General features: G+C 64.8%; 22 protein-coding genes and 1 tRNA gene. 13 read left to right on the forward strand and 10 right to left on the reverse strand.

Annotated features, from left to right (window positions below; translation table 11 throughout):
- Window positions 1-9: 9 nt before the first annotated feature.
- From DES45_RS15250 to DES45_RS15275, 6 genes are all read right to left on the reverse strand, one after another.
- Window positions 10-978 carry a cytochrome c oxidase assembly protein gene (locus DES45_RS15250; RefSeq protein ID WP_114770858.1) on the reverse strand — a complete coding sequence of 323 codons (969 nt, stop codon included), beginning with the start codon at window positions 976-978 and terminating at the stop codon, window positions 10-12.
- Window positions 979-1,169: 191 nt separating this feature from the next.
- Window positions 1,170-1,260 (reverse strand) — tRNA-Ser (locus DES45_RS15255).
- Between the two features lie 182 nt (window positions 1,261-1,442).
- Complete coding sequence (locus tag DES45_RS26080) at window positions 1,443-2,387, reverse strand: TonB family protein (RefSeq protein ID WP_114770859.1); 945 nt, start codon at window positions 2,385-2,387, stop codon at window positions 1,443-1,445.
- 9 nt (window positions 2,388-2,396) lie between these two features.
- On the reverse strand, window positions 2,397-2,843 hold the full coding sequence (gene tolR, locus DES45_RS15265; protein WP_114770860.1) for a protein TolR: 447 nt from the start codon (window positions 2,841-2,843) through the stop codon (window positions 2,397-2,399).
- Window positions 2,843-3,529, reverse strand: a complete 687-nt coding sequence (locus DES45_RS15270; RefSeq protein ID WP_114770861.1) for a MotA/TolQ/ExbB proton channel family protein — start codon at window positions 3,527-3,529, stop codon at window positions 2,843-2,845. The genes tolR and DES45_RS15270 overlap by 1 nt, the downstream gene beginning before the upstream one ends.
- A gap of 10 nt (window positions 3,530-3,539) precedes the next feature.
- Window positions 3,540-4,001 carry a Tat pathway signal protein gene (locus tag DES45_RS15275; RefSeq protein ID WP_114770862.1) on the reverse strand — a complete coding sequence of 154 codons (462 nt, stop codon included), beginning with the start codon at window positions 3,999-4,001 and terminating at the stop codon, window positions 3,540-3,542.
- 363 nt (window positions 4,002-4,364) lie between these two features.
- Here DES45_RS15275 and DES45_RS15280 point away from each other — a divergent pair, with 363 nt between their 5' ends.
- The 3 genes from DES45_RS15280 to DES45_RS15290 all read left to right on the forward strand — a co-directional run bounded on the left by DES45_RS15280 (window position 4,365) and on the right by DES45_RS15290 (window position 11,273).
- Complete coding sequence (locus DES45_RS15280; RefSeq protein WP_114770863.1) at window positions 4,365-4,796, forward strand: PRC-barrel domain-containing protein; 432 nt, start codon at window positions 4,365-4,367, stop codon at window positions 4,794-4,796.
- A 91-nt stretch (window positions 4,797-4,887) separates the two neighbouring features.
- Window positions 4,888-5,328, forward strand: coding sequence for an OsmC family protein (locus tag DES45_RS15285; protein ID WP_114770864.1), 441 nt, complete (start codon window positions 4,888-4,890; stop codon window positions 5,326-5,328).
- 434 nt (window positions 5,329-5,762) lie between these two features.
- Window positions 5,763-11,273, forward strand: coding sequence for a cadherin domain-containing protein (locus DES45_RS15290; RefSeq protein WP_170151521.1), 5,511 nt, complete (start codon window positions 5,763-5,765; stop codon window positions 11,271-11,273).
- A gap of 115 nt (window positions 11,274-11,388) precedes the next feature.
- Here DES45_RS15290 and DES45_RS15295 read toward each other — a convergent pair whose 3' ends face one another.
- Together DES45_RS15295 and DES45_RS15300 are read right to left on the reverse strand one after the other, a co-directional pair.
- On the reverse strand, window positions 11,389-11,862 hold the full coding sequence (locus DES45_RS15295; RefSeq protein WP_114770866.1) for an opioid growth factor receptor-related protein: 474 nt from the start codon (window positions 11,860-11,862) through the stop codon (window positions 11,389-11,391).
- Window positions 11,863-11,967: 105 nt separating this feature from the next.
- Window positions 11,968-12,150 (reverse strand): hypothetical protein, encoded by a 183-nt coding sequence (locus DES45_RS15300; RefSeq protein ID WP_147282417.1) that lies wholly within the window; start codon window positions 12,148-12,150, stop codon window positions 11,968-11,970.
- A 228-nt stretch (window positions 12,151-12,378) separates the two neighbouring features.
- Between DES45_RS15300 and DES45_RS15305 the strand changes: the two genes are divergently transcribed.
- From DES45_RS15305 to DES45_RS15330, 6 genes are read left to right on the forward strand one after another with little or no spacing between them, the layout of a single operon-like run.
- Window positions 12,379-12,564 carry a hypothetical protein gene (locus DES45_RS15305; RefSeq protein ID WP_114770868.1) on the forward strand — a complete coding sequence of 62 codons (186 nt, stop codon included), beginning with the start codon at window positions 12,379-12,381 and terminating at the stop codon, window positions 12,562-12,564.
- A 32-nt stretch (window positions 12,565-12,596) separates the two neighbouring features.
- On the forward strand, window positions 12,597-13,403 hold the full coding sequence (locus DES45_RS15310) for a cytochrome c oxidase subunit II (protein ID WP_114770869.1): 807 nt from the start codon (window positions 12,597-12,599) through the stop codon (window positions 13,401-13,403).
- Between the two features lie 52 nt (window positions 13,404-13,455).
- The gene (gene ctaD / locus DES45_RS15315) at window positions 13,456-15,234 is read left to right on the forward strand and encodes a cytochrome c oxidase subunit I (RefSeq protein ID WP_114770870.1); all 1,779 of its coding nucleotides are present in this window, start codon (window positions 13,456-13,458) and stop codon (window positions 15,232-15,234) included.
- Window positions 15,231-15,935, forward strand: a complete 705-nt coding sequence (locus DES45_RS15320) for a cytochrome c oxidase subunit 3 (protein ID WP_114770871.1) — start codon at window positions 15,231-15,233, stop codon at window positions 15,933-15,935. Before ctaD ends, DES45_RS15320 begins: the two co-directional genes overlap by 4 nt.
- 14 nt (window positions 15,936-15,949) lie before the next feature.
- A complete protein-coding gene (locus DES45_RS15325) occupies window positions 15,950-16,678 on the forward strand; it encodes a heme-copper oxidase subunit III family protein (protein WP_114770872.1) in 729 nt (242 codons plus the stop codon).
- A 26-nt stretch (window positions 16,679-16,704) separates the two neighbouring features.
- Window positions 16,705-17,052 (forward strand): cytochrome C oxidase subunit IV family protein, encoded by a 348-nt coding sequence (locus DES45_RS15330; protein WP_114770873.1) that lies wholly within the window; start codon window positions 16,705-16,707, stop codon window positions 17,050-17,052.
- 36 nt (window positions 17,053-17,088) lie between these two features.
- Here DES45_RS15330 and DES45_RS15335 read toward each other — a convergent pair whose 3' ends face one another.
- Complete coding sequence (locus tag DES45_RS15335; protein WP_114770874.1) at window positions 17,089-17,931, reverse strand: DUF2189 domain-containing protein; 843 nt, start codon at window positions 17,929-17,931, stop codon at window positions 17,089-17,091.
- 225 nt (window positions 17,932-18,156) lie between these two features.
- Here DES45_RS15335 and DES45_RS15340 point away from each other — a divergent pair, with 225 nt between their 5' ends.
- Both DES45_RS15340 and DES45_RS15345 read left to right on the forward strand, forming a co-directional pair.
- Complete coding sequence (locus tag DES45_RS15340) at window positions 18,157-19,266, forward strand: bifunctional transcriptional activator/DNA repair enzyme AdaA (RefSeq protein ID WP_245571735.1); 1,110 nt, start codon at window positions 18,157-18,159, stop codon at window positions 19,264-19,266.
- Between the two features lie 107 nt (window positions 19,267-19,373).
- Entirely contained in the window at window positions 19,374-20,798 is a 1,425-nt protein-coding gene (locus DES45_RS15345; protein ID WP_281024090.1) for an amidase, read from the forward strand.
- Here the strand turns inward: DES45_RS15345 and DES45_RS15350 are convergent.
- Complete coding sequence (locus DES45_RS15350; protein WP_114770875.1) at window positions 20,795-21,589, reverse strand: hypothetical protein; 795 nt, start codon at window positions 21,587-21,589, stop codon at window positions 20,795-20,797. The genes DES45_RS15345 and DES45_RS15350 overlap by 4 nt on opposite strands.
- Window positions 21,590-21,834: 245 nt before the next feature.
- On the opposite strand from DES45_RS15350, the gene trhO reads away from it, so the two are divergent.
- Window positions 21,835-22,605, forward strand: a complete 771-nt coding sequence (gene trhO / locus DES45_RS15355; RefSeq protein WP_114770876.1) for an oxygen-dependent tRNA uridine(34) hydroxylase TrhO — start codon at window positions 21,835-21,837, stop codon at window positions 22,603-22,605.
- The gene (locus DES45_RS15360; protein ID WP_114770877.1) at window positions 22,598-22,819 is read left to right on the forward strand and encodes a SlyX family protein; all 222 of its coding nucleotides are present in this window, start codon (window positions 22,598-22,600) and stop codon (window positions 22,817-22,819) included. Before trhO ends, DES45_RS15360 begins: the two co-directional genes overlap by 8 nt.
- The last annotated feature ends 26 nt before the right edge of the window (window positions 22,820-22,845 follow it).

Genomic DNA, 22,845 nt, shown 5'->3' on the forward strand with positions numbered 1-22,845 from the left:
ACCGGCCGTTCACCGCGCCTGCACCGGCGCCGGGCTGGTCCGGGCAGCCCGGCCCGATCCGGCGATCAGTTTCGCCAGGATCGCAAGCGCGGCCGCGAAGTAGACGCCGCCCATGGGGATCCACATGATCAGGCCCGCGAGACGCTGGTCGTCCAGGGCAGACAGCCCCCATGCCGCGCCCCGCTCTGCCAACAGGGGGTACCAGACATACGGCGACAGGGCGAGCAGGACCCCGAGCAGGGCGGTATGCAGGAACGTGAAGAAGAGGAGCGCCGCAGCCAGGCCGGATCCCGCTCCCGGCATCCTGTACGTCTCGATGATGCCGTGCCAGAACAGCAGGCTGGCGGCCAGCAGGACCGCATACATCAGGACGTGAAGGCCGGTATTCAGCAGCGCTCCCTGGTAGAGCGCGGGGATGTGCCAGAGCCAGATGTTGGCGCCGTAGAGCAGGAACCCGGCCAAGAGATAGGCATGGCTGCGGACGACAGGCGATCCGGGGGGCAGGGCCTCGATCCGTGCCCGCAGCAGCCCTGGCAGACCCTGGCGCAGCGCATCTCCCGGCCGGCTCAGCGCCAGCAGCAGCGGGGCTCCGGCCACGAGCAGGACGTGCTGGACCATGTGCGCCCAGGCAAGGGTAGCGGCCATGCGGCAGAGCGGCGATACCAGCGCCAGGATCAGGCAGGCCATGCCGGCCGCGAATTGAACTTGACGGGCGACGGCCGGTCGACCGTCAGCCCCTTTCTCCCTGATCCCCCGCATGTAAAGGATGCCGAAAAGAGCCAAGGGGAGCACGATCACCGGGGACAGGCTCCAGGACGTCCATACCTGTCCCGGCGTCGTTTCCGGCAGGGTTGCCAGGCAAAGGCTCAAGAGCGCGGCCGGACCATCCGGCTCCGCAGCCGCGGCACGTGCTGACCAGGGCGACAGGATCCCCATGAGTGCAATTCCTGCAGTCACGATCCCTGAAACTCTCGCCATCGGATCCAACCTTCCTCGCCGCGTCTAGCCTGACAACGACAGGAGCGAGGTCTTGTTCACGTGCGACGACGTTCAGGCGCGGGAGAGTGAGCTCGGAATGCTCGGAGCAGCGCTCCCCGAGCCCTGGCTGCCGTGAACCCGTTCAGCGGTGCCGGCGCAAGGCGAGGTCGTGATCGTTCAGGAAAGGGAAATGGCGGAGACGGAGGGATTCGAACCCTCGATACCCTTTTGGGGTATGCTCATTTAGCAAACGAGTGCCTTCAGCCGCTCGGCCACGTCTCCGGTGGCGCAGTAATTAGGCTGTCAGGGTTCAAGGGTCAATCCCGTTTTCGGTTCTGGTCAGGCCGAAAATGGGAGTGGATGAGAAGGAAATCATGACTCCCCAAGCGGGAGGGCGACTCGATTTTCCGGAGCTCTCCGCAGATCGCAGACGGCCAAGCCGGCGGACAGGCGGGGACTTGTCCTCAGCGGAGGTTGAAGCGGAGCGGCACCACGAAGGTGAGTTGCTGCTGCGGCACCGCATCCGGGGCCGCAGGCAGGCTGTTCCCCGGCGCAGCGGCCGCCAGCGCAGCCTCGTCCAGGAGGCCGTGGCCGGCGCTGCGCACGACGGTGGCGCTGAGGATCCGGCCCGAGCGCTGCATGGTAAACCGGACGGTCGTGACGCCGGTCAGCCCCTGTGACCGCGCCGCTTCCGGATAGCGGAGGCGGCCGCGCAGGGCCGCCGCTAGCTGGGCGGCATAGCGGTTGAAGGCGTTCGGGTCCGCCGCGGCCGCCGCGCCGCCGGTGTTCTCCCGCGACGAGGAGGCTTGGCCCTCCCGCGGAACGGACGGTGCGGAGCGCCGTTCCGCCACGGCCTCGCGCGGAACCGGGCGCGGCTTCGGAGGCGGCTTCTTGGGCGCGGCAGGCGGGGGCACGGGCTTGGGTGCGGGCTTTGCCTCCAGCTCCTTCGCGATGACCGTCTCCCGGGGAGGGGGCAGGGCGGCCACCACCTCGGGCTCGGCAGCGACAGGGGCTTCCGCCGGCACGGCATCGACCGGGACCGCCTCCGCCGTCTCGGCGTCCGCGACGGGCGCGACGGATTCCAGAGGCTCCGCCTCGAGGATCTCGGTCGCCTCTTCGGGAGGCGTCCTCTCGGTCACGACCAGCTCCGGCGGCTCGGCCTCCTCGGCCTCGGCCAGAACCTCGGCAGGCGCCGAGACCGCGGCGGCGGCAACCGCCTCGGCCTGCTCCATTGCCGGCGCAAGATCGATCGTGATCTCCTGCTCGCCAGGCGGGCTCCGGTCCTCCCGCGAAGGCCAGAAAGCGACCGCCGCCAGGGCGCCCACGTGCAGGGCGAGCGCAACCAGGAAAGCGGCGCCCAAACGGGCGTGCTCCTTCTCGGCATCGGGATGACGGATCGCGTTCAGCATGGAAGAACGCTATCGGGCCGGTGCGCCGCTCGGGGCCTGCGCGATCAGGGATACCTTGCCGAAGCCGGCGGCGCTGACCTGGCCCATGATCTCGATGACGCGGCCGTAGGGGACGCTCCGGTCGCCGCGCACGAGCACGACCTGGGTCGGATCCTGCGTGGCCAGCTCCTTGAGGCGCGGCACGATCGCGTCCTCGGACAGCGGCTCCTTGTCGAGGAAGGACTGGCCGCTCCCGTCGATGCTGACGACGATCGGCTGCTTGGGCTGTGTGACCTTCGGGGCGGCCGTCTTCGGCAGCTGCACCGGCACGCCGACGGTCATGAGGGGAGCCGCCACCATGAAGATGATGAGCAGCACCAGCATCACGTCCACCAGCGGCGTGACGTTGATCTCGGAAAGCGGCGCCGCGCCGAACTCGTCGTCCGGCTCGCCCGTGCGGATCGGACCCATGCCCATTATTCGGCGGCCTCCGCGCGGATGTGGGGCTTGCGATCGCGTGCAAGACGGTCGCCGAGCGCCGTGATTCCGGCCACGAAGGATTGCTGCACGCGGCCGAGATCGGTGGTCAGCTTGTTGTAGGCGATGACGGCCGGAATGGCCGCCACGAGACCGATTGCGGTGGCGAACAGCGCCTCGGCGATGCCGGGCGCCACGACCGAGAGGCTGGTGTCCTGGCTCTTCGCGATGGCCGAGAACGAGTTCATGATGCCCCACACGGTGCCGAAGAGGCCGATGAACGGCGCTGCCGATCCGATCGTGGCGAGGAACGGAAGGCCCGGCTGAAGCCGGCGCATGTCGACCGCGAGCGCGGCCCGCATGGCGCGCTCGATGCGCTCGCGCCGCTCCGCGCGGGTCTCGGAGGGATCCTGGTCGCGCCAGGCCTCGTGCCCGGCGCCCACGATCCGGCCGGTCGGCCCGGGCATCTGCGGATGCAGCCTCTCGCCGGACCGGGCGGTAGCCTCGAAGGCCCGCGCCTGCCGCCGAATGATCGCAAGGCGCAGGAGCTTGTCGACGATGATCGTCCAGCAACCGAGCGATGCCAGCACGAGCAGGATCATGACGCCTTTGACGATGGGGTCGGCCTGCAGGAAGAGACCCAGTAACGACATGTCGTGCGCGGCCGCGGGAGCGATCTCATTCATCGGTGATGCCTCACTTGGCAAAGGGGACGGTGGCGACCTTCGAGGCCGTCTCGATAGCGGACAGGCAGGCCTCGCGGGTATCGGCAGCGCCCTCGCAGGACATCACATCGTTGAGGAGCACCTGGCCCAGGCGCGGGCAGGCGAGGCCCGTGAAATCGAACAGCTTGATGAGGGTCTTCTTCTCCGGCACGGGACCCACCTCGACCGCCAGGCGCTTGGCGGCGACTCCATCCGTGTCGAGGGCGAAGAGGTCGAGCTTGAGGGAGCGCCAGGCCCGCCCCTTCTGGTTGTCGATCAGGAAATAAGCGCGGCAGTTCTCGCCGCTGCTCTCCAGGCGGTTCAGCTCCACGCGGAGCGGCTGCGGCGCGGCGGCCTCCTGCGCGAGGGCGGGTCCGGCGACCAGGAGGGAAACCGCGAAGAGGCCGCGAGAGAAGCGGCGGAATACGCCCGCGTTTCGGTGAGAAGCTCGCATGAGACCCGTCGTTCTCCCTGTTCTGTGACCCAGCCCGTCTTTGCCGCGGGGGGCGCGCCTGCCGTCCCGCGCGGCGCCGTCGCAAGGGCATGGCCGGCCGATGGCTCCGAGACGGAACACGCCCTGTGCCGCGAGGTCAGATATTCAGAAGAGGCTATTTCAATCAAGGGCTTAGGAGAAAATCAGAGCGGTTCTAAAACAGCCGCTAGACGGTTGAGATCGGGGCGAAATCGGCCTCTTTGAAATGCCTCCAAGGTGTTTTTTCTCGGCCCGGAGGCGGATTTCCCTTCCAGGAGCGAGCCCGTCCGAACCTTGGCCGGAACAGGCGCGGTCACATAGCGTTGCCCCTCCAAGGAGTGAGACATGCCGACACAATTGCCGAACGAGAGACCGCTTCGCGAGCCGGGAGCCATGGAGCTCGATCCCTCGGGCGAAGGCGTCGCCATCGACGAGACCCGCCGCCTCATCGCGTCGAGCAAGGTCGAGGGCACGCCGGTGTTCGACCGCGCCGGCGAGCAGCTCGGGACCGTTTACAACTTCATGGTCGACAAGGTCTCGGGCCAAGTTGCCTATGTGGTGATGAGCTTCGGCGGCTTCCTCGGCATCGGCGAGAGCTACCATCCGCTGCCGTGGCGGGCCCTGACCTACGACACGCGGCTCGGCGGCTACGTGGTCGACATCGACAAGGACCGACTCGCCGATGCGCCGCGCTACGGCGCCGACGAAGACCCCTTCATGGACGACGAGTACGTCGCGAAGGTCGACGCCTATTACAAGACCGTCCCGACCGCCTGACGCCGGGCCGCCTCTTCCCGGCGTGCCCGAATCGTGCTCCTGAAGCCGACGCGCGGCCGCGTGGCGGCCGAAGGTCATGAGGGAGGGCGGGATGAAGGCGCGGGTGAAATACGTCGACGGGATGATGTTCGTCGGCGAGTCCGGAAGCGGCCATGCTGTGGTAATGGACGGTGCGCCCGAATACGGCGGCCGCAATCTCGGCATCCGCCCCATGGAGATGCTGCTCATCGGGCTGGGCGGCTGTACCGCCTTCGACGTGGTCCAAATCCTGCGCAAGGGCAGGGAGGACGTGACCGACTGCGAGGTGGACGTGACCGCCGAGCGCGCCGAGACCGACCCGAAGGTCTTCACGAAGATCCACATCGACTACAAGGTCAGCGGCCGCAACCTCGCCCCGGCAAAGGTGGAGCGGGCGATCCAGCTCTCCAAGGAAAAGTACTGCTCCGCCTCGATCATGCTCGGCGCGGTGGCGACGATCACGCATGCGTGGACGGCGGTGGAGGAGGGGATTGCACCCTCAGAAGGATCGTAAATCGCTGCCGTACGATCCCAGTGGTCGAGTTGAATTCCTGCTCGACGTTGCAGTTCTGCAAATCGCCCGTTGCGGATCGACAAGCGGTGGCTCTCACCCAGCCCTCGGGGCGATAATTCCTCAGCTGAAAGAAGGCGCTGACATTTGCTCGCCTGAGATGTGTAAATCCCAAGAATTGCAATCAAGAAGGGCGGTCACGAAGCGATTCTGCTGGAAACTCAGCCTCCGTTCCCGTCACGGTGGAAATCTTCAATCGGCCCAAAAGCCGGGAGTTCGGAATTTTTATTTGGCCTATGACTTTCAGCCTAGGCCAAATGGACGCGGCCGTTCCGCAACGTAACTAAGTTGCGGATAGTTCTGGACCTGATACACCATAGCGCTTGCCCGGGACTCGTATGCCGGGTCGATGGCTTCGAGCCACGCGGGAGTGCGCCATGGCAGAGTCTCACGACGTGACATCTTTCGGTCTCGACGATCCTGCCCTTGCGGAGAGCGAGACGACGGCGCGGGCCGCCGCCGGCCTGAGCGCCATGGGGCTGGAGCCGTCTGGCGCTTCGATCTCGGCCGCAAGTATCGGAATGATCATCGAGTACGACGGTCTCACGACGATCCCGGAAATGCCGATCCACACGAGTAGGCTTGGCACCCTGAGCGTGTACGATCCTGAGGATCGGCTCTTCCGGGACTTCTACATCGGCGCTGCTTCCGTGGCGGGAGCCTTCGATATTCTCAGGGAGGAGACGGAATATGGCCCCGTATGGAGCCTGATCGTCAAGGATCCTAATCTCTTCGATTATGAGACTGCACACAACCATCAGATATGGGTGAAGGTTGTGGGACAGAACCGGGACGGGAGTTCGGCCGAGACAATCGTCACGCTCAACATGACCAACGTCGACGACCCGGGGAACGACGCGCCGGAAGGCATCACCCTATCAAATACAAGCATTGCTGAGAACAGCGGCCCCTCCACCGTAATCGGGAACCTCGGCGTTGTCGATATCGACAGCACGAGCATGTACGGCAACGACTCCTGGACCTTCGACTTGATCTTTGATCCCAGCGGGAAATTCGAACTCTGGTCGCTTTTCGGCACAGCCCAGTTGCGGCTGAAATCCGGAATGACCCTCAACTACGAAGAGAAGCAGTTCTATGCCGTCAAGATCCGCGTGACGGATTCCGGTGGGCTCTATTTCGAGAATTTCTTCACGATCAATGTGAACGATGTCGTCGACGAGCGGGCGACCAATCATGCGCCGATGTGGTTGAGGTTGTCGGGAGGCACCAACGTTCTGGCTGACGAGACCATCGGGGGCGGGGCGGTGGTCGGCACTGTGAGCGCGTTCGACCAGGACGGAGGCGACATCCTCGCCTATCAGATCGTCGACGATCCGGATGACAAGTTCTATCTCTACGGAAACGAGCTGCGCCTCAAGCCCACGGCGCATCTCGATGCCGAGACGGCCACAGCTCATTCCGTGTCCATCCGCGTGCGCGATCTCTATGACGCGACCTACACGGACTCGCTGACGGTCTATGTGAACGATGTAAACGAAAGGCCGGACGGAATCTCCCTGTCGAAGACGTCGATCAAGGAAAAAGGCGAGACGATCGTCGGCGATCTTACCGGCAGCGACCCCGATGGACCGGGAGAAACGCTCAGTTTCGCCATCGTCAGCGACCAGGACTCTAAATTTGCCATTGAAGGCAACCAGCTGAAGCTGAGAACGGGCGCCACTCTTGACGCCGAGAGGAAGACGTCACACTCCGTCACGATCTCCGTCACTGATCAGGGCGGCCTGACCTATACCAAGGCCTTCACCATCAATGTGGAGAATGTGCCGGAGGCGCCGACCGACATCCGTTTCTCGTCCGACTCGGTCTACGAGAACAGCGAGGGCGGCACGCGCATCGCTTATCTGACCGCAGTGGACGAAGACAGCACCGAGTTCGAGTATTCGCTAATTGCGGACCTAGACAACAAGTTCCAGATCGTCGGGAACGAGCTGCAGGTGCGGCCTGGCGCCGTTCTGAACTTCGAGAGCGCTCAGAAGAAGCATTCGGTCACCGTTCAGGCCAAGGACGAGTCTGGCAACGTCTTCACAAAGATAGTCTGGATCTATGTCCTCGACGCCAACGATGCACCGTTTGCCATGTCTCTCAGCCCGACCAGTCTCGCGGAAGGCCAGGGAGGCCGAAAGGTAGGTTTCCTCAGCACCAGCGACTACGATGCGGGGGTAGGAGACAACAACCACCTCTATACGATCCTCGCCGATGCCGACAGCAAGTTCGAGATCAGGGGCAAGGAGCTTTGGCTCAAGGAAGGCGCCGTCCTCGATTACGAGACCAAGAAGCAGCACTCCGTCACGATCCGCACGACCGACCGGGGCAATGCGTCGTTCGATAAGACCTTCAACATTGTCGTCACCAACGTCAACGAGACACCGAACGGTTTGATCCTCTCGAACGACACCGTTCCCGAGACGCTGACCGGGCTGCAGCAAATCGGCATTCTCCAAGGGTCGGACCCTGATGGAACAACTGACGTCAGCCGCCTGAAATACACGATCGTCAGCGATCAGGACCAAAAATTCTACATTGCGACCGGCACGAACGTTCTGCGGTTGCGGGATGGGGCGACGCTCAACTTTGATCAGCCGTCTCATCAAGTGACCGTGCGCACTACAGATCTCGGCGGCCTCTGGTTCGAACGGACGTTCACCATCCATGTTACTCGGCCTCAGCAGAACGCGCCGACGGACGTCATCCTGACCGGAAGCACCACCCTGAGGGAAGACATTGCGGCTGGATCTCAGATCGGCACGCTTGCCGGATCGGATCCGGATGCCGGCTCAACCTTCACCTATGCCATTACGAACGACGAGTCCGGCAAGTTCGAGATCCCGTTGAACTCGAACGTCTTGAAGCTGAAGGACGGTGTGTCGCTCAACTACGAGACGGGCCAGACGCACTACGTCACGATTCGTGTCACCGACCAGACGAACCTGAGCTATCTCAAAACCTTCACCTTCACGGTGACGGACGCCAACGAGAGGCCCTACGACATCGAGCTGTCGGGAACGCACGTTCTCGACGAGAACAATACGGCCGAAGTCGTCGTCGGCGATCTCCAGGCTTTCGATCCCGATCTCAACGATACGGCTTTCGAATATTCCATCGTCGGCAGCCAGCCGCAGTTCCGGATTTCGGGCAGGCAGCTCATCGCGAAGCCCGGCCTCGATCATGAGGGCGCCTCGTTCTACGACATCACGATCCGTGCGAGCGACAGGGCCACGGGCGGCCTGTCCTACGACAAGGTGTTCAGGATCACGGTCGCGGACCTGAACGATGCTCCGGACGGACTGACGCTTTCGGGCGACCACAAGGTGGAGGAGAACAGCGCCGGCGGCACGCTGATCGGCGTCCTCGAGGGTTCCGACCAAGACGGCGATGCGCTCACATACTCGCTGTACGACGATCCAGACCGAAAGTTCGAGGTCGTCGGCAACAAACTGCAGGTGCGCGAGGGAGCCGGGCTCGACTACAGGCCCGGGCAGACCCATCAGGTCACCGTCCAAGTGAGCGATGGGAACAAGACATATCGCAAAACCTTCACGATCACCGTAACCGACGTGCCGGACCCGGAGCCGAACCACGCCCCCACGAACCTCAAGCTGTCCAGCTCGACCGTCCAGGAGAACATCGATGCCGGCACGACCATCGCTCTCCTGACCGGTTACGACCAGGACGGTGGCGATGTTCTGACCTATTCGCTCGTGGGCGATCCCGATTCCAAATTCGCCCTCGTGGGCAATCGCCTTGTCCTGCGCGACGGAGCGACGATCAATTACGAGATCCCGAACCCCGCGCACGACGTCACGCTCCGGGTCACGGATCGCACCGGAGCGTTCTTCGAGAAAACCTTTACCTTAGCGGTGCTCGACGGCCCGGACGGCCCCAATGCGGCCCCGACGGGCCTAACCATCTCGCAGGATTGGGTCGATGAAAACAGTCCTGGCGGCACATTTATCGGCGCGCTGAATGCAACCGATTCGGACGGCAACCGGATCTACTACGCGATCGTCGACGATCCGGACCAGAAATTCGACGTGCTCGACGGAACCTTGGTCGTCCGAGAGGGAGCGGTGCTGGACTACGAGGCGACGGCGCAGCACCAGCACGAGGTCACCGTAAAGGCCTATGACCGCTTCGGGGCCTACACGACCCAAATTTTTACGATCCACGTCAAGAATGTGCCAGAGCCGAACCGGGCCCCGACGGCCCTCGACCTGTCCGACACCGAGATCGAGGAGAACAGCAGGCCCGGCACCGAGATCGGGACTTTGAGCGCCCAGGATCCGGACGTGCTGGATGACCTCCGTTACTTCATCGTCGAGGACCAGGATTCCAAGTTCGCCATCTCCGGCAACAAGCTCGTGCTGAGAGCCGGGGCGACCCTCAACCGCGAGGATAAGGAGACTCACAAGGTCACGATCGAAGTCAGGGATCAGGATGGGGCGTCGTTTCGGAAGGTCTTTGAGATCCATGTCGGCGATGTGCCGGATCCGGAGCCGAACCACGCGCCCTACGACCTTGCACTATCGAACGACAGCATGAATGAGTTCAGTGAATGGGGAACAGTCGTCGGATTGGTGGCGGGCTTCGACCAGGATGGCGGCGATACTCTGACCTATTCGGTCATCACCGGACCTGACGGCGTCCCGAGCAAGTTCCATATCATAAACGGAAATCAGCTGGCCCTGCGGGATGGGGCGGTGATAGATCACCAGACCGAGCCAACGGTGAACGTGATTATCCGTGCCACGGACCAGGCTGGCGAAACCTTCGACAAGACGTTCACGATCACGATCAACGACATCGACGAGAGCTCCAACGGCGCTCCGGTGGGTCTTACCCTGTCGAATTCGATCATTAGAGACGGCACCGTGGGCGGCATCGGCGGCACGCGGATCGGCACCTTGAGTGCAGTCGATCCCAACGGCGATCGGCTTCTCTATAGCATCGACTATCATGAGAAGTTTATCCTGGTCGGCGACGAGCTCCGGCTCAGAGAGGGGCAAACCGTAGACGATGCCGAGGCGCAGTCGTACCAAGTTGAAGCGTATGTTTATGATCGCTTCATGACTCTCGTTCACGAGACCTTCACCATCACGGTTCAGTCGAACCGCGCACCTTCCAACGTGACACTGTCCAACACGGTCGTGAACGAGGGCGCGGCGAACGGCTTGACCATCGGACGCCTCTCCGCAACCGATCTCGACCGCGATCCCGTGTCCTTCAGCCTCGTGGACGACGCCGGCGGCCGGTTTGTGCTGGCTCAGGAGGATGGGCACACGGTTCTCAAAGTGGCAAACGGGGTGAAGATCGATTACGAGCATCTGCCGACACTCTCGATCAAAGTGCGGGCTGACGACGGTCACCAGGGAGTCACCGATCAGGTGATCCAGATCAACATCCGTAACGTGCTGACCGAGAGCCTTCACGGAACCGAAGGGGCAGACCGGTTGCAGGGCGGCATCTCCTACGATGAGTTCTGGGGCATGGGCGGCAACGATACCCTGATCGGCGGCGCCGGAAACGATACTCTCTGGGGAGGCGAGGGGGAGGACACATTTGTGTTCCACCGCTTCGGCACGGGCAACAGCGACCTCATCAAGGACTTCGATGCGGCACAGGACGAGATCGTTCTGGTGCAAAGCAATGCAGCCACAGCCCTGAACGTAGGAGTCTTGTCGTCCGAAGCCTTCTGCTACGGTACCCAGGCGGCGGATGCCGATGACCGGATCATCTATGATCGGGAGACCGGTCGCTTGCTTTACGACAGCGACGGGAACGGCGGACGCGCGGCTTTCGAGGTTGCGATCTTCGAGAACAGGACCGTGCTCGACCACACCCACTTCGTCGTCTCGCAATTCTTGATCTGACTCCATCGCGCCGATGGGCCCGGGCGGCTATCGGGAAGCTGCCCCTGCTGCCCGTGGGTGGGGGTGGATCAAGGTCGTCCGGCGTTCTCGGGCGCTCGGCATCTCGTCTTGGGATTCACCCGCCCACCGCCCGCTCCCAATAGGCAAGGCTCTGCCGGTTGACCGGGGAGCCTGAGGCTTGCTGGCGGATCATGACGGCCTGGTGGAAAACCCTCGCATCGCTCTCTCCCGCCAGGAGCCTCAGGCTCTGGAGGATGCGGGTGATGCGCAGGTGGTTGTGGTCGTGCGGACTCAGCCAGTCATCGGTGCGTTCGTAGAACCGGCGCATCCGTTCCGCGGCCCGCCGGAGATTGGCGATCGCCTGCTCGTCCGCCCTGATGGAGGCGATCTCGTCGGGGGTGAGGACCGGCGCACCCGGCTGGGCCATGCTCCGGGTCGGGAGTGGGAAAAGCCATTGGATGTAGTCGTGGATCCGCTCCAGCGCCTCGTCGGGCAGGGCGAGGACGTCCTCGATGGTTCGGCCGCGGCCGTCGGATCCCTGGCCGGCCAGGTAGGCATGAAGCGGGGAGCGGTGCTGGCTGGCGTTCATTTGGGTTCCTCCTGGTCGAGCATTCGTCTCGTCTTCGAGCAGAAGCCCCGCGCAGGGGCGGGGCTTCGCGATCATGACCCGGATGCGGGCAGGAATTGCAGCGGGCTATTTGGCCGGCGCCGCTTCCCGCGAAGGAGCCGGGGCCGGGCTCTCCTTCGTGGCGCCCTCACGGGCGTCGCGGAGCAGGGTCTCGACCGTCTCCGTTCGTTTCGTCTCTTTCCGCTTGGATTGCTCCATATCGGCCGCCTTGCGGCTGTCGGATGCGAATGACCGTCTGTCGTAGCACATGGTGCCCTCCGTCATTGCCAAACAAGTCAACGCGGGATGGACGGGAGCCGTTCCGAAAGCGGCCGAGCGCGGCACGAATCCTGCGGCGGACCGGCTGATTGACAACTTGGCAGGCCGGGAGGATCATCATCCGGCGCCGTGCTGCAGGCTAAAGACGGCTGCGGCCTCAGCGCATGGTCTGTGTCGGACGAAGCCGGTCGTCAGGCGGCCGGTGCAGGAGGCGCTGTCATGGCCGGCCTTCTCAGGATCTGTCGCGGCGACAAGGATGGCTCCTCCGGAGTCCTCTTCACCCTCATGACGTGCAATGTGACGGACGCTGCCGCAGGGCAGGCGCTGGCGCTCGTGATCTGGCTGAGACGCCGCCCGACTGACCGCAGACCGGAAGAGGAGACGGAAACGCCTGAAGGACCCTGATCCGCCACCTCCAGAGGCAAGGATGACATGGGATGGCTGTCGCGCTCGCCTTGGTTCTGATCGCACTGGGCTCGGTGCTGTTTCACCTCCTGAGCCCCTGGTGGTGGACGCCGATCGCCTCGAACTGGAAATACATCGACGACACCATCATCGTCACCTTCTGGATCACCGGCGTCGTCTTCGTGGCCGTGGTCCTGTTCGTCGCCTATTGCATCTACCGCTTCCGCCACCAGCCGGGCCGGCAGGCCCATTACGAGCCTGAGAACACGCGGCTCGAGGTGGTGCTGACATCCGTGACGGGATTGGGCGTCATCGCCATGCTCACGCCTGGGCTGTTCGTCTGGAATCACTTCATCACTGTTCCGGAGGACGCCACCAACATCGAGATCGTGGGCCAGCAATGGCAGTGGAGCTACCGTCTCCCCGGGCCCGACGGGAAGCTCGGCTCCTCCGACACCCGCAACGTTACGCCTGACAATCCGCTCGGCATCAACAAGGACGATCCGGCAAGCCAGGACGACGTCGTCGTCGAGGGCGCGGAGCTGCGCCTGCCGGTCGGGAAGCCCGTGAAGGCGCTGCTGCGCTCCATCGACGTGCTGCACGATTTCTACGTGCCGGAGTTCCGCGCCAAGATGGATCTGGTGCCGGGGCAGGTCTCCTATTTCTGGCTCACGCCGACCCGGACCGGGACCTTCGAGATCCTATGCGCGGAGCTCTGCGGCGTCGGCCATCCGCAGATGCGCGGCACTGTGATGGTGCAGACGGAGGCAGATTACCAGGCATGGCTCGACGGGCAGTCGCACCGGAGCTTCGCGCGCCTGACGGCGCCGGGGAACTGACGGATCCAACCGTCAGGCGAAAGGACAGGAGGGGGCGAGGAGGGTCAGGCCGATGGTCGATGTCCCGCTGGGACCGGCCGGCGCCGTTCCGCCGGCAGACGTGGAGGACATGTCGCTCTATCACCCGCACAGCTGGGTGACGAAATATGTCTTCAGCCAGGACGCGAAGGTCATCGCGGTCCAGTACTCCATTACGGCCCTGAGCGTCGGGCTGATCGCGCTCGTGCTGTCGTGGCTGATGCGGCTCCAGCTCGGCTTCCCGGGCGTGTTCTCCTTCATCGATGCCAACGCCTATTACCAGTTCATCACCATGCACGGCATGATGATGGTGGTCTACGTGCTGACCGCGCTCTTCCTCGGCGGCTTCGGCAACTACCTCATCCCGCTCATGATCGGCGCGCGGGACATGGTGTTTCCCTATGCCAACATGCTGAGCTTCTGGTTCTACCTCCTGGCCGTGCTCGTGCTGGTCGCGAGCTTCTTCGCGCCCGGCGGTCCCACCGGCGCAGGCTGGACGCTCTATCCGCCGCAGGCCATCACGTCCGGCACGCCCGGCGGACAGGACTGGGGCATCATCCTCATGCTCGTGTCGCTGATGATTTTCATCATCGGCTTCACCATGGGCGGCCTCAACTACGTGGTCACGGTGCTGCAGGCGCGCACGAGGGGCATGACGCTGATGCGCATGCCGCTCACGGTCTGGGGCATCTTCACGGCGAGCTTCATGGCCCTTCTGGCCTTTCCGGCCCTGTTCGTCGGCTGCGTGATGATGCTGTTCGACCGGACGCTCGGCACCAGCTTCTTCGTGCCGGCCATCGTCGAGATGGGGCAGCCGCTGGAGCGCAGCGGCGGCTCGCCGCTGCTGTTCCAGCACCTGTTCTGGTTCTTCGGGCATCCGGAGGTCTACATTGTGGCTCTGCCGGCCTTCGGCATCGTGTCGGATATCATCAGCACCCATGCGCGGCGCAACATCTTCGGCTATCGCATGATGGTGTGGGCGCTCCTCGCCATCGGGGCGCTGAGCTTCGTGGTCTGGGCGCACCACATGTATGTGAGCGGCATGAACCCCTATTTCGGGTTCTTCTTCGCCACGACGACGCTCATCATCGCGATCCCGACCGCCATCAAGGTCTACAACTGGATCCTGACCCTCTGGCGCGGCAACATCCATCTCACGGTGCCGATGCTGTTCGCGCTCGCCTTCATTGTCACCTTCGTCAATGGCGGCCTCACGGGGCTCTTCCTCGGCAACGTGGTGGTGGACGTGCCGCTCTCCGACACCATGTTCGTGGTGGCGCATTTCCACATGGTGATGGGGGTGGCCCCGATCCTGGTGATCTTCGGGGCGATCTACCACTGGTACCCGAAGGTGACCGGGCGCATGCTGAACGACGCCCTGGGCAAGCTGCATTTCTGGGTCACGTTCCTCGGCGCCTATCTGATCTTCTTCCCCATGCACTATCTCGGGCTGATGGGGATGCCGCGCCGCTACTACGATTCGTCCGACATCGCCTTCGTGCCGTCCTCCGCCCACACGTTGAACGCCTTTATCACCATCGTGGCGCTGACCGTCGGAGCCGTTCAACTCGTCTTCGTGTTCAACCTGCTCTGGAGCCTGAGGCATGGCAGGAAGGCGGATGGCAATCCGTGGCGCGCCACGACGCTGGAGTGGCAGACGCCCGAGACCCCGCCGCCGCACGGCAACTGGGGCAAGGAGCAGCCGGTCGTCTATCGCTGGGCCTACGATTACAGCGTGCCCGGCGCCGCGCGGGACTTCATCCCGCAGAACGAGCCTCCGGTCGCGCGGCCGTCCCTGGAGACGGTCTCATGACGAGTATCATCCTGTTCCTGGCGGGACTCGCGGCGTTCGGCGGCTGGTGGCTGGCCAAGCAGCGGATCTCCGCCAAGCCCTGGCTCGAGGAGGGGCTAGCGGGGGAAATGCCTGGAACGGGTGCGCTCGCGATCCCGGCTGCAAAGGTCGGGCTCGGGGTCTTCCTCGCCGTCGTCGGCGCGCTCTTCGCCCTGTTCATCAGCGCCTATTCCATGCGCATGGGCATGAGCGACTGGCGTTCCGTCCCGATGCCTCGGCTGCTCTGGCCCAATACGGGGATGCTCGTCATGAGCAGTGTCGCGCTGCAATGGGCCGTCGTGGCCACACGCCGCGGAGACGAGGACGTGGTGCGGATCTCCCTTCTGGCGGGAGGCTTCTTCGCGGTCGCCTTCCTGGCCGGCCAGCTCTGGGTCTGGCGGCAGCTCGAGGAGAGCGGATACCTGCTTGCCGGCAACCCGGCCAACGCGTTCTTCTACCTAATGACCGGGCTGCACGGGCTGCACATGCTGGGCGGCCTCGTGGCCCTGGGGCGCACGACCGACCATGCCTGGCGCGGCGAGGCGCCTGCCGGAATCCGGCTCGGCGTGGAGCTCTGCGCCTCCTACTGGCATTTCCTGCTCCTCGTGTGGCTGGTTCTGCTGAACCTTCTCACCGGCTGGGCGGATAATGTCATCGATGTCTGTCGCGGGTTGCTGACCTGAGGAGGGATCGTCCCATGGCGGAAGCGGCACTGACGAGAACGAGCGTGGACAACCCCTATGCGCCGCAGCCTGGCCTCAGGGGCGTCGCGGCCGACTTCGCGTCCGACCAGAAGGCGTTCAAGAACGTCTCCTGGGGCAAGGCGATGATGTGGATCTTCCTCCTGAGCGACACCTTCGTGTTCAGCTGCTTCCTCATCGCCTACATGACGGCCCGCATGTCGACGACCGTGCCTTGGCCCAATCCGAGCGAGGTCTTCGCGCTCACCATCGGCGGCACGAGCCTTCCGCTCATCCTCATCGCGATCATGACCTTCGTGCTCATCTCGAGCAGCGGCACCATGGCGATGGCGGTGAACTTCGGCTACCGCCGCGACCGGAAGAAGACCGCGATCCTGATGCTGGTGACGGCGCTGCTGGGTGCCACCTTCGTGGGTATGCAGGCCTTCGAATGGACCAAGCTGATCCATGAGGGCGTGAGGCCCTGGGGCAATCCGTGGGGCGCGGCGCAGTTCGGCTCGTCCTTCTTCATGATCACCGGCTTCCACGGCACCCACGTGACCTTCGGGGTGATCTTCCTGCTCATCACCGCCCGCAAGGTCTGGCGCGGCGACTTCGACACGGGGCAGCAGGGATTCTTCACCAGCCGGCGAGGGCGCTACGAGGCGGTCGAGATCATGGGCCTCTACTGGCACTTCGTCGATCTGGTCTGGGTGTTCATCTTCGCGTTCTTCTATCTCTGGTGAGGCAAGCATCTCTGGTGAGGAAAGCCATGGCAGACGCATCGGCACACGCGACGGGGCATGCGCAGGGCCAGCAGCATCCGATCCGCCTCTATCTGGTCGTCTGGGGCTGGCTCTTCGTGCTCAGCACCTTCTCGTACCTGGTGGATTACTTTCACCTTCAGGGCGGGCTGCGCTACTCCCTGATCCTGCTGTTCATGATGCTCAAGGCGGGGCTGATCGTGGCCGTGTTCATGCACATGGCGTGGGAGCGGCTGGCGCTGGTCTACGCCATCCTGGTGCCGGTTGCGGCCGTGCTCGTCTTCGTGGCCATCATGGTGCTCGAGTCCGACTACACGCTTCTCTCGCGCATGACGTTCTTCCTGCCCGGAGCCTGATCGAGACCCCGCCCCGGGCAATTCAGATGGCAGTCCTTATGACCGCACTGGCGTTTCCTTCGCCGGCAGGACCTCTTGCGGGGGAGGCGGCTCGACGACGTGCCGGTAGAGGTGCCAGGTCGCGTGTCCGAGCACCGGCATCACCACCGCGAGCCCGACGAACAGGGGCAGCGAGCCGAGGAGCAGGCCGCCGGCCACGATCACGCCCCAGAGCGCCATGGTGAGGGGGTTGGCCGCCACGGCGCGGATCGAGGTGGTGACGGCCACGGCCGCGCCCACGTCCCGGTCGAGGAGCAGCGGGAAGGAGATCACGCTGATGCTCAGCACCACCGCGGCGAAGATAAAGCCGAGGATGTTGCCTAGCAGGATGAGCCGCATCCCCTGAGGCGTCGTGAGCACCTCGTTGACGAAGCGCGTATAGGAGTCCGGCGCCGCGTAGCCGAAGAGGGATTCGTAGAGCATACGCGCCGTGGTCATCCACGCGAAGAAGATCACGAGCAGCACGACGCCGAGCGCGATGATCGACGGGATCGACGGAGAGCGCAGCACCGCGAAGGCGTCCTGCCAGGTGGGCTCCAGTCCCATCTCCCGCCGCCGGCTGATCTCGTACAGCCCGATTGCCGCCAGAGGGCCGAGCAGCGCGAAGCCGGAGGCCAGCGGATAGAGCAGGGGCAGGGCGTTGTTGGTGAAGGTCAGGGCCGCGAGGCAGGCGCCGGCGATGGGATAGATGAGCGCCAGAAAGAGCAGATGAGAGGGCATCGCCCAGAAATCGTCGAACCCCCGGGAGAGGGCTTCCTTGAGATCGCTGGGGCCGATTTTACGTACGACAGGATGGGCCGGGATCTCGTCAGCGCCGGCGATCACATGGAAATGGGCCATGACCATTCCTCCATAACCGTTTTTGGAGCGGTCACAGGTCACGGAAGGCCGTGCCGAGGCGATAGGTCGGCACAACGCGACCTGCACTCTTGGAGGAGTATAGGGCGACGCAGCGGAAATGTCGCCCCCGGATGGCATCCAAAGGGGCACGAAGGCGAAGCGGGCCGAAATTCGCTGTCGATTTGTCGGTGGAGCCCGAAGCGGGAGGTTTGGTAAAACGTCACCATGACCACATCCCAGCTCCCTCCCGTCCCCGAAATGCTCCGCGCCATGCTGGCCAGCGACGCCGCCTATGAGGGCGTCTTCTACACGGCGGTGAAGACCACCGGGATCTTCTGCCGCCCGACCTGCACGGCCCGGAAGCCGAAACCTGAGAACGTGGTGTTCCACCGGACCGCCGAAGACGCCCTGACGGCGGGCTTCCGGCCCTGCAAGCGCTGCCGCCCGCTCGACGCGAAGGGCGCCGCGCCGGACTGGGTCGCGGCCCTCCTGAAAGACGTCGAGGCCTCTCCGGCGCGGCGGTGGACCGACGAGGATCTGGCGGCCCGCGCCATCGAGCCGGCGCGCCTCCGCCGCTGGTTCAAGGACAATTTCGGCATGACCTTCCATGCATGGCTGCGGACGCGCCGGCTCGGGCAGGCGCTCGGCAGCATCAGCGCGGGCGAGACCATCGATGCCGCGGCCTACGACAACGGCTACGAATCCCTGAGCGGCTTCCGCGAGGCCTTCCGCCAGACCATGGGCACGACGCCCGGGCGCAGCCGGACGGCGAGCCTCATGGTCTACCGGCGCATCCTCACGCCCCTGGGGCCGATGATCGCCATGGCGGAGGAGAGGGGGCTCTCCCTGCTCGAGTTCACCGACAGGCCGGCCCTTCCGGCCGAGATCGAGGAGCTGAAGGGCCGCTACGGCTACGCCATCGCGCCCGGCGGTAACGCCCATCTCGATCAGGTCGAACGGGAGCTGGAGGCGTATTTCGCCGGCCGCCTGACGGCCTTCTCGGTCCCGCTCCTGCTGCCGGGCACCCCGTTCCAGCAGGAGGTCTGGTCAGCCCTGCAGCGGATCCCCTTCGGCGAGACCCGGTCCTACGGCGAACTGGCCTCGATCCTGGGCCGCCCCGGCGCCAGCCGCGCGGTCGGGCGCGCCAACGGGCAGAACAGGGTCTCGATCGTGGTACCCTGCCACCGCATCATCGGCGCGGACGGCTCGCTCACCGGCTATGGCGGCGGGCAGCCGCGCAAGGATTTCTTGCTGAAGCTCGAGCGGCGCGTCCGCTTCCCGGAGGGGCAAGGAGCCGCTGCCACGACCAGGGAGGTCCAGGCCAGCCTGTTCTGACGCGGCGCGCTCATGCGAGCCATGCCCTGAAAGCCGTTTACGCTGCGCAGGCATTGACGCAGCATGCATCTCCGTCGAATCCGTTCGAGCCTGATGGAGATCTTGAGTTGAGCGCGCAAACCTCGTCGTACCGGGACAGCCGGGAGCCTGCCTCCGACCTTGCCGACTGGACCGCGTCCGAGATGCTGGAGGCCTATGGCCGCAAGGACGTCTCGCCGGTCGAGGTGACGCAGGCGGTGATCCGAAGGATCGAAGCCTGCGAGCCCAAGCTCCAGGCCCTTTATGCCTTTGATCCCGAGGCGGCCCTGCGCGATGCGAAGGAATCCGAGGCGCGATGGAGCCGCGGCGATGCGCTCCCTCTCGACGGCGTTCCGGCGACCATCAAGGAGAACATCGCCACCAAGGGCACCCCTGTTCCCTTGGGGACCGCGGCGCGCCCGCTCACGCCCGCGGCAGAGGATGCGCCGCCCGCCGCGCGCCTCCGCGAGGACGGTGTGGTGATCCTCGCCAAGACCACCATGCCCGACTACGGCATGCTGTCGTCGGGCCTTTCCAGCTTCCATCCCCTGGCGCGCAATCCGTGGGACGTGACGAAGAATCCGGGCGGCAGCTCGGCGGGCGCGGGAGCCGCCGCGGCCGCGGGTTACGGCCCCCTCCATATCGGCACAGATATCGGGGGCTCGATCCGGCTGCCGGCGGGCTGGTGCGGCGTGTTCGGCCTCAAGCCCAGCTTCGGCCGCATCCCGATCGATCCGGCCTATTACGGCCGCGTGGCGGGGCCGATGACCCGGACCGTCAAGGATGCTGCACTCATGATGCGCAGCCTGTCCCGGCCAGACGCCCGCGACGCCATGAGCCTGCCGTACCAGGACCTGCCCTGGCTCGATCTCGACATCGACATCAGGAGCTTGAAGATCGGCGTGATGATGGAGGCCGGCATCGGCATCCCGCTCGATCCGGAGGTGCGCGCCTGCGTGGAGCAGGCCGTGAGGCTGTTCGCGGAGGCGGGCGCCGAGATCGAGGAGGTTCCGCCCTTCGTCACCCGCGAGATGCTCGACGGGCTCGACGATTTCTGGCGTCAGCGCGCCTGGATGGACATCGGCTCCCTGGGCGAGGAGGAGCAGTCCCGCGTTCTGCCCTATATCCGCCAGTGGGCCGAGGGCGGGAAGTCGCTCACCGGCGCCGAGGTCTATCACGGCATGAACCAGATGCTGGTGATGCGCAATGCGGCCGTCGCGGCGACCCACCGCTTCGACTTCGTGCTCTCGCCCGTCGCGCCCATCGCGGCCTATCCGGCCGAGCTCGCGTCCCCGATCCATAACCCGGAAGAGCCGTTCGAGCACATCGGCTACACGGTCGCCTTCAACATGTCGGACCAGCCCTCGGCCTCCGTCAATGCGGGCTTCACGGCGGCGGGCCTGCCGATCGGCCTGCAGGTCACCGGCCGTCGCTTCGACGATGTGGGCGTGCTGCGCCTGAGCCGCGCCTGGGAGACGATGTGCCCGGCGAAGCGTCCGTGGCCGAAATTCTAGCGCGGCGCGGACGCCGGTGACGGCGCGGCGCTCGACACCGTGGAGCCGGTGGTCTCCACGGTAACCGCCTTGCGCAGCTGGTTGACGAAGGCGTTCAGGCTGTCGGCGTCGTCCGGATCGTCGTCGATCTGCGCCAGCGTGCTGCTGTCGAAGGGCTCCTCGCGGATCGAGCCGTCGCTCATGACCGTGGTCTTGATGCCGGAGGCGACATCGAACGAGACGGTCTTGATGGTCGGTGTCGTGCCCTCCGGCTGCCTGGCGGCCACCGCGACAGGAGGCGCTTCCGGCGCCGTCGGGGCAGGGGCTTGCGCGGTCGCGGCCGGTTGAGTGGGCTGGTCCGCGCCGGCGCTCTGCTCAGGCTGCTCCTTGGACGCGGCCTCGGCAGCACTCTCCGCGGCGGGGCTGTCGTCGGCGTTTTCCTGAGCCTGCTTGCGGCGCTGCTCGTCCCGTGCGGCCCGCTGGCGCTTCAGGGCGGCGTCCGCCTGCGCCTGCTCGGCGAGCACCTGGTCGAGTCGCGCCTTGGCCTGCTGGGCCTCGCGCTGGGCCTGCGATCCGAACGTCGCCGCGAGAGGATTCTGGACACGCTCCGCATCCGCCTTGGCCTTCGCGGCATCGGCCGCATTGGCGGCCTCGATGCGCTTGCGGGCGATCTCGACCTGCGCCGGGTCGTTCGTGTCGTAGGTGAAGCGCTGGCCGTTGATGTCGTATGACACCTTCTTGGCTTCTGCCCCACCGATGGCTGCCCCGATCATGAAGGACGATGCTGCGACGATCCTGAGTGTCTTGTTCATTGTCGTGCTCAAGTCTCCTGATCATTAAGAGTCATTTAATGAATATGGCGGTCATATGACGTAACGATATCAAGAGGCAATTCTTTGTGAATAGGAGATGAATTCTTGGTGGCTTGCGGGAGCATCCAGGAGGCCATGGTAGAATACTGTCCTGCGCCGAGTCCTGGGCGGCAGTCGGCGCGAAAGCGCTATGTCGCGGCACCGTACGGGTTTTCCGGCTCCCGTTCGGCTGCTAAAGCACCCCGATGACCTACAAAGTTGCTGCTCTCTATCAATTTGTTCCGCTGCCGGATTTCCGCGATCTCCGAGAGCCGATGCGCGCCCTCTGCACCGGCCTCGACCTGAAGGGCACGCTGCTGCTGGCTTCCGAGGGAATCAACGGCACGGTCGCCGGACGGGCCGAAGCGATCGATGCGCTCGTGGCGGAGCTGCGGCAGGGCGTCCTGTTCCAAGGCCGCCTCGACAATCTCGAGCTGAAGTTCTCCACCGCGGCCGAGATGCCGTTCCGGCGCATGAAGGTGCGGCTCAAGAAGGAGATCGTCACCCTCGGCAGCCCGGAGGCCGACCCTGTAGCCCGCGTCGGCACCTATGTGTCCGCCCGCGACTGGAACAGGCTCCTGGAGGATTCCGACATCGTGCTCATCGACACCCGCAACGACTTCGAGGTCGCGATGGGCACCTTCGAGGGTGCCGTCGATCCCCGCATCAAGAGCTTCAGCGAGTTCCGCGACTTCGTCGCGAAGGACCTCGATCCGGCGAAGCACAGGAAGGTCGCCATGTTCTGCACCGGCGGCATCCGCTGCGAGAAGGCGAGCGCCTACATGCTCGCAAAGGGCTTCGAGGAGGTCTACCACCTCAAGGGCGGCATTCTTCAATATCTCGAGGACGTGCCGGAGGCCGAGAGCCGCTGGCAGGGCGGATGCTTCGTGTTCGACGAGCGCATCGCCCTCGGGCATGGCCTGTTGGAGCTTCCCGCCGCTGCGCGACAGATGGAGGACGACGCGTCCCATGAGTGACCATGACGCCTTGAGCGCCCGCATCGACGCGCTGGAGATCCGCATCGCCTATCAGGACGAGACCATCGAGGATCTCAACCAGACCATCGTGGCGCAGTGGAAGCAGATCGATCTCCTGACCCGGCAGATCGCCAATCTCACCGACCGCATCCAGGAGGCGGAGCACAAGGCCGGCGGCCCATCCGCTCCCGAGCCACCGCCGCCGCACTACTGATCGCCTCGTCCCGAAGGACAGCCTCC

The organism is Microvirga subterranea, from assembly GCF_003350535.1.
GTDB classification, from domain to species: Bacteria; Pseudomonadota; Alphaproteobacteria; order Rhizobiales; family Beijerinckiaceae; genus Microvirga; species Microvirga subterranea.